This is a genomic window from Paenibacillus sp. DS2015 (genome assembly GCF_050433705.1).
Taxonomy (GTDB): Bacteria; Bacillota; Bacilli; order Paenibacillales; family Paenibacillaceae; genus Paenibacillus_AQ.
The window spans coordinates 11,890-25,674 of record NZ_JBNPWS010000002.1; the positions used below are offsets into that span (position 1 = coordinate 11,890).

Genomic DNA, 13,785 nt, shown 5'->3' on the forward strand with positions numbered 1-13,785 from the left:
TTAAATAAAAATCTCGTGTATGAGTAGGGAGTGCTAAGTTCAAAATATATAAGAAGTATGTTCACTCTTAAATAGCTGAAGGGAGCGAATATAAGTGTCAGGTGATCTTAGCATTTACATCTTTAGAACGTTATTTCTGTATTTTCTTATCTTTTTAACGATGCGATTAATGGGGAAACGTGAAATTGGAAAACTATCTATATTCGATTTGGTGATTTCCATTATGATTGCTGAAATAGCGGTATTTGTGTTGGAGGATATTAAGCGTCCTATGTACGAGGGAATAGTCCCCATGGCTACGCTGGTCATTGTACAGATTATCATTGCTTATGTTTCTTTAAAAAGTCGTAAAGTACGTCAATTCTTTGATGGGAAACCTACAATATTGATATCAGACGGTAATATTCATCGGGATGCGATGAAGAAACAGAGGTATAACCTAGACGATCTTATGTTCCAAATGCGCGGTCAGAATGTTGATAGTATTGCTGATGTTGAATTTGCCATTTTGGAAACAACGGGTCAGTTAACGGTTATACCTAAGGATTTACATTCAACCAAAAAGAAAAAGTCGAATAAAAAAATCCTTATCCCTGCGGCTAAAATCGCATACACAGGTTTGCCGATCCCCCTAATCATGGATGGGATTGTCCAAGATGAAAGCTTGAGCGTAATTAACAAATCGCGATTCTGGCTTAAAAATAAAATCCAATCTAAAGGAGCAGAAGAGTTCTCAGATGTATTTTTCTGTTCTATTGACCATAAAGGTGACTTAATCATTGATCTGTTAAATAAACCTAGTGATCTTTCTAACTAACGGAACCAATGATTTACAATAGGAATTCTAGCCAAATCACGACGTGATACCAGTTTGATTGAGAAAATAATGATGATAAATAAGGTCATGCCAAAGGATGCAGATAGAAGGAATTGCAACCAGGAGATATGATGAAAAGGCAGATGCGCGAAGCTAAATTGTGTTCCACCGGCCATAATAAGCATTGCGGCGGCGATTTTAATAAAATCAAAATATTTAAAGCGGAAAGAAAGCATTCTTACTATGCTTACGCTATGAAGCAAGGTTACAATAATAGTATTGATAATAATGGCGATAACGGCACCGTATATCCCAAATTCAGGTTGAGATGTTAAGTACCATATGATAAATAGTTTGATTATTGCGCCAATTAATGTGTTGCGAAGAGCTTTACCTGGACGATCTAATGCTTGTAAAGTTGCTTGAAGTGGGCCCTGAATATACAAGAATAACGCGAAAGGTGCCATCATACGCAACATTCCTGAAATATTGTCATTGTTGTAAAGCAATTGGCAAAGTGGTGAAGATAAAATAAACATCAGAACTGAGAAGGGCGCTCCAGTGACAAGTGCCAGTCTTAGTGTCTGATTAAGCCTTTTATGGATGGTTGCTAGATCATTACGTGCCGCTGCTTCCGAAAGCGAAGGTACCAGAGATACAGCTAGTGATGATGTAAGTACTCCTGGCATAAGCACTAGGGGGATAATCATGCCCTGTAAAGCTCCATATTGAGCTGTAGCGACTGATGTAGCTAGTCCAGCAATAATTAGACTTTGCGCTGTAATAATGGACTCAAATAAGTAGGAGAAGGATCCTACGAGCTTTCCTGCAGTGACAGGTATGGTTATTCCCAGCAATCTTCTGAACAGATTATGGTCTGAAGCATTATCTTGTGTGAAGTCAGAGCTGTCAACCGAATCAGATTGTTTCCTATTTTCTACATAATATTGCCATAGTAATATGAGTAATCCAATAAGTTCTCCTGCCATAACCCCTAACATAGCGCCTGCAGCTCCGAACTCAATTCCTTTAGGGAGAAGCAAATAAGAGAACGACAGTACACAGACAATACGAACCAATGTCTCCACGATGGAGGAGATCGCAGAGGGAATCATATTTTGCTTACCTTGAAAATATCCCCTATATACAGAAGATACTGCTATAATAACAAGCATAGGACTCATGCTTACAAATGTGTGATACACTCTCGGGTCTGTTAGAATAACTTGGGTTACCCAAGGAGCAAATAGTATGGCCAGTAGCATGAATACGATACTGAGGCTTAAAGTTAGACTTAGGCTGATACGTAGAATAAGCTTAGAAGATTTGGGTTTGCCCTCTGCTTCGGATTCTGACACAAGTTTAGCTACAGCAAGGGGGATTCCTCCCGTAATAAGAGTCATCAATACTAGAAAAAAGGGGTATCCTAGTTGATATATTCCAACTCCTTCAGCACCAATAATCCGAGGTAATGCAATTCTTGGAATAAAACCTAATATACGATTAATGATGCCTGCTGCTAATAATATCAGGGTACCTTGGATAAATGTCTGCTTTTTATTTTTATTCAATGCCCACTCCCTCTTCCCGGTCAAAGCGCCTTTAAGACCTTTTTATATGAATATGCTCAACCTGTCCATTTTCATGACTTGGGTTTGTAAGAAGATCACATAAAAAAGAGGGAATATTGGATGGAAGAGCGAATTAGATGTTGAAAGAAACGATCGGACATCATGGGGAGGAGGTAATACACATGGGCGTCGTAGAAGTGAACAGTATGGAGCTTGATGAAGACATTCAGATGATGTGTGAGAGTAAGGCAGAAGAATTCAGACTCATCGGGTATGAGCACGTGACAGGTAAAGATATCTGGAATTGTGTTAGTTCGAAATATGCAAAGGAAGGAATCCCTCCTCTCTTTAAACTGGTTAATGACATTCTATCTCTGAAGGTAACTAGTTTTATGAATTTTATGACGATGTCCGCTTATCGAGGAGCTACTTTCGATTAAGAAAGAGGTCCTTTTTATTTTATCAATAATTATAGGTATTCACCAAGTATACAAATATTGATAAATTGACTGCATTTTAACGCATGGCTATAATAGGAATATTGAGAACGAAAGGGGAACTAAGAACGGCATGAAAAGAATTATTACTTTTATCGTCACCATACTCGTGTTAGCCGGTGTAATGGCTGTATCAAGCCCAGGATTATTGGACAAGGTTCGATTGGGTCTAGACCTTAAGGGAGGATTTGAAATACTCTATGAGGCTGAGCCCATTGCAGCAGGACAAAAAATCACAACGGAATCACTGAACCAGACAGCTAAGAGCTTAGAGAAGCGAGCTAATGTGTTAGGTACAAGTGAACCGGAAGTTACGACTGAAGGTACTAACCGGATTCGTCTTAAGATTGCTGGAGTTACAGATGAAGCAGAAGTAAGAAAGAAAATGAAAGAACCTGCTAATCTAACATTCCGCAGTGCAGATGGATGTAAAGATGCAACTGATTTCTGTAAAATTGAATTGTTAGGTAGTGACTTCAAAGAAAATGGGGCAGAAGTACGTTATAATACCCTGAATCAGCCTGAGATTAGTATCACAGTTAAGGACAAGGCTAAATTTGCTGAGGTAACTAAGCGCCTAATAGGTAGAGAACTAGGCATTTATTTAGATGAAACTCAGCTTTCGGCGCCTACCGTAAACTCAGAATTAACAGATGGGAATGCATCCATTACAGGTAATTACACTGCACTAGAAGCTAATACCATTCGTGATACGATTAACCTAGGTGCATTACCCTTGAAATTAACAGAGAAATATTCTCAAAGTGTAGGTGCTACGCTAGGGAAACAATCACTAGATAAAACGATCCAAGCGGGTCTGATGGCATCCGTTCTTATTCTAATATTCATGATTGGTATGTATCGTTTACCAGGTATATTAGCTAGTTTTGCTCTGATCTTGCATACATGGCTATTAATTCTTGTATTTGTTGCGGCGGATTTCACCTTAACACTTCCTGGTATAGCTGCATTTATTCTAGGGATTGGTATGGCTGTGGATGCCAATATTATTACGAATGAACGAATTAGAGAAGAAATCCGTAATGGAAGAAGTATTATGTCTGCTGTTAAATTGGGAAATAAATCTTCGTTCCGTACGATTCTTGATTCCAATATTACGACGATTATTGTTGCAGGCGTCATGTTCGCATATGGAACGGGTGCTGTAAAAGGATTTGCGTTAGTGCTCATTGTAGAAATCGTTTTGAGTATTGTCACGAACGTTTACTTCTCCCATTTCTTGCTTACCCTGCTGGTTAAAGCAGGTTTGCTTAAAAAGCCCAAGCAATTTGGGGTAAAGGAGAGTGAAATCCATGCGCTTTAAAAAGGAATTTGACTTCGTTGGTGTAAGCAAGTATTTCTATTCTTTCTCTATTATCCTAACTATTGTAGGTTTTATCAGTCTGGGCGTTTTTGGATTAAATTACGGTGTTGATTTTAAAGCAGGTTCAAACGTAGATATATCGACTTCAAAAGCTCTAACAAGTGCTGAGATATTGCCTATTCTTGATGAGATTGGCATTGGTGAGGATGCGAGTATTACACCCGGTGAACAACGGACTAATATTCGATTTACGGAATTGCTAGATGAGGAACATGACCATGCACTGAAGGCTGCTATTCTAAAATTGGACGAGACTGCCTCCTTTGAGATCAACACAGTGGATACAGAGATGGCTAAAGAACTTGGTCGTAATGCGATCTATGCTGTTCTGCTCTCCTGTATCGGGATCATCATATACGTTGGTATTCGATTTGAATGGCGTTTTGCTATGGCAGCAATACTAGCGCTTCTCCATGATGCTTTCTTGGTCATTACGATATTCTCCATCTTCCAATTGGAAGTTGATTTGATATTCATCACGGCAGTCCTAACGATCATTGGTTACTCTATCAATGACACAATCGTTATATTTGACCGTATTCGTGAGAATCTGCGTTTCAGTAAAACGAAAACACATGATGATTTAGTAGTGGTCGTTAACAAGAGTGTGAATCAAATGATTCTTCGATCTCTGTATACAGCACTTACTGTCTTCATTGCAGCATTTTTCCTATTCATATTTGGTGGAGAATCGATTAGAATGTTCTCCTTAGCGATGGTTATTGGGTTAATATTTGGTGCCTACTCTTCGATCTTTATTGCAAGCCCATTCTGGGTGTTACTTAAGAGTAAACAAAAGAATCAAAAGACAAGTAATCCTTCAAAAGCTTAAGAAAAAGAATATTGAAGAGAAGCCGCGTCATAGACGACGCGGCTTTCTAAATGATATACCCTGTATTTGTTCTTACAGTATCACACACCGTCCGTTACATTAATGAATATGACGGCTCCGCCATATTTCGACTTGAATATCGGCATTGAAGTTGCTAGAGGGGGGCTAATGTGAGTATTGAACATTCATCACAATCTGAAAGCATCACTTGGACAGGAATCATTGGGGATTTAGGGCTTGCGATTATAAAAGGGACAGTGGGTTATTTCTCTGGAAGTAAAGCATTACTAGGAGATGCTCTGTACTCAACAACAGGTGTCGCTTCTTCCTTAGCTGATAAGCTACCATGGAGAAGGAAAAGTTTCGAACGGGGTAAGAAACGCTCGGATAGAATAGAATCAGTAGTAGCTGTTCTGATTTCCGTATTGGTGTTGATGGGGGGGCTGCAAGTTGCCGCTGCCGCTATTTGGGACCTTTCTGTTGGTGAAATAGAAGCACCGAGTGCATTTGCACTTATCGCAATTTTTTGTTCCATCATGATTAAAGAAGCTATCTTTCAATTTCAATATCGTCAATCCAAGAAAATTAATGATGGTAAACATACAGGTTATATAACAAATCATCGGTATGAAATATATGCATCTTTGATTGTGTTTATAGGTGTATTTCTATCCATGATTGGTGACATGTATAGTTGGCCTGGGCTGTTATATACGGACTCTGTTGCCGCTTTACTAATGTCATGTATTGTTCTTAGACGTGGATATATACTCATTGTGAATGCCGTACAAGGTAAAATGGCTCTTCACGAGCTTGAAGAGAATTCTACGAATTTTATAGATACTGTTCAGCGAGTACAAGGGGTTATTACGGTAGACGATTTGAGAGCACAGGAGCAAGGACATTATGTCATCATTCATGTAAGAATAAGTGTGAATCCTCGTATTACCGTGTTTGAAGCACACGATATTGCGGAATGTGCTAAGAAACTACTTATGCACCGGTTCCTTCACGTTATTGACGCTATTATACAAGTCGTTCCTTATGATCCAGGTTACCCCTATAAGTCTAATCATGATTTGTCAGATCGGGACCTCCCTACATGGATTCAATGATGACAAAGAATGGATGATTTAGTACACAGCAAGGAAAGATAGGTGAAGATCATTGCTTCAATCGAAATATAAGTGGCATCCGCAGATAAGTGAACCTAAGGAAATGATTCACGAATTATCGGAGGCAATGTCACTTTCGCCATTATTGGCCTCTCTTCTGGTGAACAGAGGTATAAACACTGTAGAAGAGGCCACATTATTTCTAAAAGGCAGTATGGAAGATTTACATGATCCTTTTCTTATGTTAGGGATGACAGAGGCTGTACCTAGAATACAGAAGGCAATTGAAAGTGAAGAACATATATTAATTTATGGTGACTATGATGCTGACGGAGTCTCAAGTACCTCGTTGATGATTCTTCTCATGCGTCATTTGGGTGCGTCTTTCGATATTTATATTCCCCATCGTTCAAATGAAGGATATGGACTCCATAACCATGCCTTGGACTGGGCTAATCAACAAGGCGTGTCACTGCTAATTACTGTAGATACGGGCATTAGTGCTGTGGATCAAATCGCCTATGCTAATTCGCTAGGAATAGATGTCATTGTGACAGATCACCATGAACCTCCAGCTATTCTGCCAGATGCATATGCTTTAATTAACCCTAAGCTACCGGGGTGTGGCTATCCTTTTAAAGCTCTTGCTGGGGTAGGGGTGGCTTATAAGCTGTCACAGGCTTTACTAGGCACTCCACCTAGCGATTGGACAGAACTTGTGGCCATTGGTACAATTGCTGATCTAATGCCGTTGACAGGAGAGAATCGAATTCTTGTACGACATGGTCTTGACTCTATGCGTAGCACATCTTTTCCTGGGATTCAGGCTTTGCTTGAGGTTAGTGCTATAGTCAAGGAAAGTGTAACTTCTACGAATGTTGCTTTTGGTATGGCTCCAAGAATTAATGCAAGTGGAAGACTAGATCATGCAGGAAGAGCGGTGGCTCTTTTAACAACAGAAGATGCTTCTGAGGCGCTTAGGTTAGCTCATGAATTAGACGATTTAAATAAACAGAGACAACAAGTTGTAGAAAATATTGTACAAGAGGCGCTCGTACAGTTGGAAGACAAGATACATGAGCGTGGAGTTCCCTCTGTTATTGTTCTTGCAGGTGTAGGATGGAATGTTGGTGTTGTAGGCATTGTAGCCTCCAAAATATTAGAACGTTATTATCGACCTGTCATCATATTGGGTATTGATGAAGAGACTGGTATGTGTAAAGGCTCGGCTCGATCCATTCCTAATTTAGATATCTATAAAGCTTTAACCTCATGCAGTCAGTTAATGGATCATTATGGAGGGCATCCAGCAGCTGCAGGAATGAGTTTACATCGTGATCAACTTGCTGATTTTGAGGCTGCCTTAGATCTATTTGCAGAAGAAATTCTAACTCCGGATGACCTTATACCGGTGACAAAAGCAGATGGTGAATGGAAGCTAACGGATCTACCCTTAGCTGTTATCGAGGGAATGAAGCTACTTGAGCCATTTGGTATGGCTAATCCTGTACCCCGTTTTGTAATACGAGGTTTAAATCTTCAAGAGACACGTACAATGGGACGTGAGAACAAACACCTTAAACTGACTATGCAACAGGGGAATAGTAAACTGGAAGCTGTAGCTTTTGGTCAAGGAGAACTGGCTCAAGTACTAACATTAGGGGTTACTCTGGATGTCATCGGAGAGCTCTCGATTAATGAATGGAATGGAAATCGTAAACTTCAGCTCATGTTACATGATTTTTCGATACCTGAACGTCAGGTGTTTGATTATCGAGGCGCTCCAGAAGCTAGTACTGAAATGAGTCGTTTTCGGCAAATGTTAGGTCCACGTCTTCACGGAAATGCAGATGAAATTGCTGTCTTGTATGATGAACAGAAACAACCGGACTTAAAAAATCAATTGAACGACCTCTCACATTGGGTATACGATGATAGTACTGGCATTCGAGCCGCAAATTCAAAGGCTGAAGCGCGAGGAAAAGAAGTCATTACGACGCTGTTCGTGTTAGATGCACCTCAATCTTCACAACAGTTAGATGAAATGTTGTCAGCATTTGAACGGTTAAACAATATTTTTATGCTCCATCCAACAAAGGATGGACAAGATAAACTTCAAATTCCCGATCGAGAATTGTTTAAAAAGCTCTATATTCTATTGTCTAGAATGGGGCAAGGTCCTATACTGGAGAACGAAGTTCTAGAACAGCTTAGCCGACAGTCTTCTGCTTCTGTAAGAATGATCTCCAAAATGATGGACGTATTTGAAGAACTTTCTTTCATCGAGCGGAGAGACGGATATATTAGCTTTATTACGAAGCCCTCCAAGAAAGATTTAGGCACATCACGTTATTTCCGGGAACTTGAGAATCTTGCTGAAATGGAGCAGTTTTTACTTTATGCGAATACCTCGCAATTGACGAGTTGGATGTTGGCCCGTTTGCAGGGGGCCTAATGAAAGCATTTTTTGTACGATAATAGGAGGAGAATTCAATTGGATTTAAAAGATTACATTCGCGTTATTCCTGACTTCCCGCAGCCGGGAATCAGCTTTAAAGACATTACTACGTTACTTAAAGATGGTCCTATGTATCGTAAAGCGATTGACGATTTGAAATTACTAGTACAACATCTTCACATCGATGTTATAGCGGGTCCAGAAGCACGTGGTTTTGTGGTGGGTGCACCTCTGGCCTATGCTTTAGGGGTTGGATTTGTTCCCATTCGTAAGAGCGGTAAACTTCCCTATGAGACGATTGAAGCCGGATATAATTTGGAATATGGTAATGATAGCTTAGCCATGCATGTTGATGCCATTGAAAAGGGACAGAACGTCTTAATTGCTGATGATCTATTAGCTACAGGCGGAACGATTTCTACTTCCGTTAATTTGGTTAATCAACTTGGAGGAAACGTAGTAGGAGCCGCATTCTTAATTGAGTTGACACCTTTGAATGGACGTAGTAAATTGACGGATACTGAAGTATTTACGTTGCTCAATTACGAAGATTAACAGATTAGTTTCCCGGGAAATATATGAATATGTTAAATAATTAAAAGCGCTATCCTATTTTAATTAGGATAGCGCTTTTTTAAAGGCTTAAACCCAGAAAAAGTGACGAACAAAGCAGTATGGAGCAGGCTATCGTATACCAGTTACATGATCTGCTGTGCACTCTTTCGCTTCGATATGGCTTTCTTTGTTTTAAGCGAACGCAGAATCAAGATTACAACACTGGATCCTTACAAGGGTATGTTTAAACAATATTTTACATATTGTCTACCCATTTGGATATTCTTGGGAACGTATAAACCACTAATGGAACTTGGTAGCTACTTAACCTTGTTGGTTTCTTCTGACTGTTTCTCTTGTTCACTAGATAGTCCTAGCACTTCAATTAATTTGATGAATAGGCTAAGGGCAACACCTACTATTGTAGCAAGCGCCATACCCTTAAGTTCTACACCCCAAAGTGTTAATGTCACACCACTTAAACCGGTGACTAAGACGAGAGTTGCCATGATCATGTTGGTTGCTTTAGAAAAGTCGACTTTCTGTTCTACGAATATCCGAAGTCCTGAGGCTGCGATGACACCGAATAGTAATAAGGAGACTCCCCCCATAACTGGATCAGGTATATTTATAATTACAGAAGAGAAGGTACCTGAGAAAGAGAGCAGTATGGCAAGAATAGCAGCACCACCAATAACAAATACAGAATAAACTTTGGTTAGCGCCATGACTCCGATATTTTCGCCATAGGTTGTATTGGGCGTTGAACCCACGAAGCCAGATACAATGGTAGAGATTCCGTTCCCTAGTAAGGATCGGTGAAGCCCAGGATCTTTGGAAAGATTCTTCCCAACAATGTTACTAGTGACAAGCAAGTGACCGATGTGTTCCACGATAACAACCAATGCAACTGGGATGATGGTGAAGATCACAGGCCAATTCCAGCTTGGTGTAACGAGATGCGGAGTGGAGAAGAAGTGAGCTGCAGAAATAGCTTCTTTATCCACCTCTCCCATGAAATAGGCTAAGGCATATCCGGAGACAATTCCGATTAGAATATGAATGATTTTGGGGAAACCACGAAACATGAGAGCACCGATAATGGTTATTCCAAGGGTTGTCATGGATATAATGATTGTAGGCATGTATGGAACCCATGGATCGCCTGAATTATTAGTAGAGATTAATCCAGCCATACCTGCCGCTATAGGCACAAGTTCAAGTCCGATGGTTGCAACAACCGCACCCATGATCGCTGGTGGGAATACAACATCAATCCATGCTGTGCCCGCAAGTTTTACAACTAGTGCGACAAGACAAAAAATAACTCCGGTAACGATAAAGGCTCCGAGGGCCAGTGAGTAGCCTTTATCAGGATGAGCTGTAATAACAGATAATACGGGAGCGATGAAAGCAAAGCTTGACCCTAAATAAGCTGGGATTTTACCTTTGCAAATGGCAATATAGAATAAAGTCCCAATACCATTCATCAGAAGAATCATACCTGGATCTACACCAAAAAGATTAGGTACTAGTACTGTACTGCCAAACATAGCGAATAAGTGTTGTAAGCTGAGTAAAAAGCCTGGGCCCAAAGGTAGTCGTTCATTTACTTGAATTTCTCGTTGCAACGAAGTTCACTCCTAGGTTCTGATTTCAATCTTATATAGATTAAATACATTTGGTGTAGATTTCAACTACATTTTTGGATAAGTTGATTTTGGTCAGAATTTGGATGCTGGCTCGTCACCCTTTAATGCCCAATGATGAAGTGTTGACGTATTCAGCCTCAAGCGTCATAATTATATAAAATCACACGGAGGGAACCTGCACAGAAGGAAAGAGTCGCGGGTTCCATTTTATATAGAAGGGAAACGAATAGGACTAGTGGGCATAGAGCGATTACTCGAAAAGGCTGAAGCCTATACAAAAGAACATGATCTGATTCGCATTCGTGAAGCATATGAATTTGCAGAACTAGCTCATCACGGTCAAGTGCGTAAATCAGGAGAACCTTATATTTTGCATCCGCTTGCGGTTGCAGATATTGTCGTGAACATGCAGATGGATACAATCTCCATTATTGCTGCTCTTCTGCACGATGTCGTTGAAGATACTACGGTCTCCTTAGAGGATATCCGAAGTAAATTTGGTGACAATTGTGCAATGTTAGTGGATGGATTGACTAAGCTTGAACGTATTCAATTTCGTTCTAAAGAAGAACAGCAGAATGAAAACTATCGTAAAATGTTTATTGCAATGGCCCAAGATATTCGTGTCATTGTTATTAAATTAGCTGATCGACTTCATAACATGCGTACACTCAAATTTCAGTCAGAAGAAAGTCAGCGTAGAATTGCTTATGAAACGTTAGAAATTTTCTGTCCTGTCGCTGATCGACTGGGTATCTCTGCCATTAAAGGAGAGATGGAGGATTTATCGCTTCGTTACTTGAATCCACAGCAATATTATCGCATTGCCAATCTTATTCATAAGAAACGGGCTGAACGTGAGGAATTTATTGAGACCGTTATCCTTCGGATTAGAGAAAAGTTAGATGAGATGGGTATTGAGGGTGACTTGTCAGGTCGTCCAAAGCATATCTATAGTGTGTTTAACAAGATGACAACGAAGAATAAGCAGTTTAATGAAATTTACGATTTGCTTGCTATTCGAATTATTGTGGACAACATTAAAGATTGTTATGCGACCCTTGGGATTATTCATACCCTGTGGAAGCCAATGCCTGGACGGTTTAAAGATTATATTGCAATGCCGAAGGCAAATATGTATCAGTCGTTGCATACGACAGTTGTAGGACCGAACGGTGAACCGACGGAGGTTCAGATTCGGACATGGGATATGCACAAAACAGCAGAATTTGGTATTGCTGCTCACTGGGCATATAAAGAAGGCAGTGCTGTAACGGGTAATTTTGAGAATAAAATGACGTTTTTTCGTGAAATTCTGGAGCTTCAACATGAGGCTAAGGATGCGTCCGAATTTGTAGAATCGCTCAAAATGGACTTTTTTGCTGATCTGGTCTTCGTATTTACTCCTAAAGGTGAAGTTATTGAATTACCGTCAGGGTCTGTCCCGCTTGATTTCGCTTATCGAATTCACACAGAGGTTGGAAATCGTACGATTGGCTCAAAGGTGAATGGTCGGATTGTACCGTTGGATCATAAGCTGAAGACCGGGGATATCGTCGAAATTATGACATCTAAACATTCTTATGGTCCGAGTCAGGATTGGCTTAAGATCGCTCAGTCTTCTCATGCCAGAAGTAAGATCAAACAATGGTTTAAGAAAGAAAGACGGGAAGAGAATGTCGAAAAAGGTCGTGAGGCCGTTGAACGTGAATTGAAGCGATTAGGTCTAGAATCCTCTGAATGGATGTCAGACGACAAAATGATTGAAGTCGCTAAAAAGTTTGCTTTCAATGATATTGAAGATATGTTGTCAGCAGTAGGGTTTAGCGGTATTACGGCTTCGCAGATCTGTACACGTCTGACGGAAAAAATGCGTAAAGAACAAGAAGAAGCCAATATGATTGAATTGACTTCGGAGATTAAAGAAATCAAAGCACCAACAACCGACAAGAAGAATCGTCCTACGAATGGTGTTCGTGTTAAAGGAATCGATAATCTCTTAGTTCGTTTTGCTCGTTGTTGTAACCCAGTTCCTGGTGATGAGATTATCGGTTATGTCACACGTGGACGTGGCGTATCCGTTCATAGAAGTGACTGTCCGAATATTCCAACAGCAGATGATGGGGAAGAGGCAGCACGCGTGATTGAAGTAGAATGGGAGAATCAGATTGAGGCTAATTATAGCGTTGATATAGAAATTACAGGTCATGATCGGAATGGTTTACTTAATGAGGTACTTCAGGCTGTATCTGAGACCAAGACGAACATATCTGCGGTAACAGGGCGTTCAGATAAGAACAAAATGGCTCAGATGCATATGACTATTCTTATCCGAAATACGGATCATCTTCATTCTGTCGTTGAGCGGATCAAACGTGTGAAAGATGTCTACACCGTTAACCGTATTATCCAGTAATGTGGATATAGACAAGGAGTGAATGTGAAGTATGAAAGTGATAATACAACGATGTAAGGAAGCTCGTGTCACTGTTGATGGCGAGCTTGTTGGTTCCATAGGACAAGGCTTAATGGTCTTAGTAGGGGTTACTCATGAAGATACCGAGAAGGATGCTAAGTATTTAGCGGACAAAGTATCTGGGCTGAGAATTTTTGAGGATACTGAAGGTAAAATGAATTTCAGTGTGCTTGATACAGGTGGGGCAATACTATCTGTCTCTCAGTTTACGCTTTATGCTGATTGTCGGAAGGGAAAGCGGCCTAATTTCATGGGTGCTGCCAAGCCAGAGATGGCTAAAGTGTTGTATGAATCTTTTAATCGCGAATTGGTATCCAAAGGTCTGCAAGTGGAGACAGGACATTTTGGTGAAATGATGGATGTTTCTTTAACCAACTGGGGACCCGTCACGATTATTATAGATAGTCGATTATCTGCATAGTTCGTAC

Annotated in this window: 11 protein-coding genes; 9 read left to right on the forward strand and 2 right to left on the reverse strand. The window is 40.2% G+C overall.

The window, feature by feature from the left end; all coding sequences use genetic code 11:
• Window positions 1-94: 94 nt before the first annotated feature.
• On the forward strand, window positions 95-817 hold the full coding sequence (locus J2T13_RS01935) for a DUF421 domain-containing protein (protein WP_429367828.1): 723 nt from the start codon (window positions 95-97) through the stop codon (window positions 815-817).
• On the opposite strand, the gene spoVB is transcribed toward J2T13_RS01935, so the two are convergent.
• Window positions 814-2,388 carry a stage V sporulation protein B gene (spoVB, locus tag J2T13_RS01940; protein WP_429367830.1) on the reverse strand — a complete coding sequence of 525 codons (1,575 nt, stop codon included), beginning with the start codon at window positions 2,386-2,388 and terminating at the stop codon, window positions 814-816. The two genes, J2T13_RS01935 and spoVB, sit on opposite strands and share 4 nt — an antisense overlap.
• A gap of 182 nt (window positions 2,389-2,570) precedes the next feature.
• Here spoVB and J2T13_RS01945 point away from each other — a divergent pair, with 182 nt between their 5' ends.
• The 6 genes from J2T13_RS01945 to J2T13_RS01970 all read left to right on the forward strand — a co-directional run bounded on the left by J2T13_RS01945 (window position 2,571) and on the right by J2T13_RS01970 (window position 9,229).
• Window positions 2,571-2,828, forward strand: coding sequence for a post-transcriptional regulator (locus tag J2T13_RS01945; protein ID WP_429367832.1), 258 nt, complete (start codon window positions 2,571-2,573; stop codon window positions 2,826-2,828).
• 130 nt (window positions 2,829-2,958) lie between these two features.
• Entirely contained in the window at window positions 2,959-4,209 is a 1,251-nt protein-coding gene (gene secD, locus J2T13_RS01950; RefSeq protein WP_429367833.1) for a protein translocase subunit SecD, read from the forward strand.
• The gene (gene secF, locus J2T13_RS01955; protein WP_429367835.1) at window positions 4,199-5,101 is read left to right on the forward strand and encodes a protein translocase subunit SecF; all 903 of its coding nucleotides are present in this window, start codon (window positions 4,199-4,201) and stop codon (window positions 5,099-5,101) included. The genes secD and secF overlap by 11 nt, the downstream gene beginning before the upstream one ends.
• Window positions 5,102-5,271: 170 nt before the next feature.
• Window positions 5,272-6,216, forward strand: a complete 945-nt coding sequence (locus J2T13_RS01960) for a cation diffusion facilitator family transporter (RefSeq protein WP_429367837.1) — start codon at window positions 5,272-5,274, stop codon at window positions 6,214-6,216.
• A 52-nt stretch (window positions 6,217-6,268) separates the two neighbouring features.
• Window positions 6,269-8,671: a single-stranded-DNA-specific exonuclease RecJ gene (gene recJ / locus J2T13_RS01965; RefSeq protein WP_429367839.1), complete on the forward strand. Its 2,403-nt coding sequence runs from the start codon at window positions 6,269-6,271 to the stop codon at window positions 8,669-8,671.
• A 39-nt stretch (window positions 8,672-8,710) separates the two neighbouring features.
• Window positions 8,711-9,229, forward strand: a complete 519-nt coding sequence (locus J2T13_RS01970; protein WP_429367841.1) for an adenine phosphoribosyltransferase — start codon at window positions 8,711-8,713, stop codon at window positions 9,227-9,229.
• 320 nt (window positions 9,230-9,549) lie between these two features.
• On the opposite strand, the gene uraA is transcribed toward J2T13_RS01970, so the two are convergent.
• Window positions 9,550-10,860, reverse strand: a complete 1,311-nt coding sequence (uraA, locus tag J2T13_RS01975) for a uracil permease (protein ID WP_429367842.1) — start codon at window positions 10,858-10,860, stop codon at window positions 9,550-9,552.
• Window positions 10,861-11,116: 256 nt separating this feature from the next.
• Here uraA and J2T13_RS01980 point away from each other — a divergent pair, with 256 nt between their 5' ends.
• Together J2T13_RS01980 and dtd are read left to right on the forward strand one after the other, a co-directional pair.
• On the forward strand, window positions 11,117-13,297 hold the full coding sequence (locus J2T13_RS01980; RefSeq protein ID WP_429367844.1) for a RelA/SpoT family protein: 2,181 nt from the start codon (window positions 11,117-11,119) through the stop codon (window positions 13,295-13,297).
• A gap of 31 nt (window positions 13,298-13,328) precedes the next feature.
• On the forward strand, window positions 13,329-13,778 hold the full coding sequence (gene dtd / locus J2T13_RS01985; RefSeq protein WP_429367845.1) for a D-aminoacyl-tRNA deacylase: 450 nt from the start codon (window positions 13,329-13,331) through the stop codon (window positions 13,776-13,778).
• Window positions 13,779-13,785: the final 7 nt, after the last annotated feature.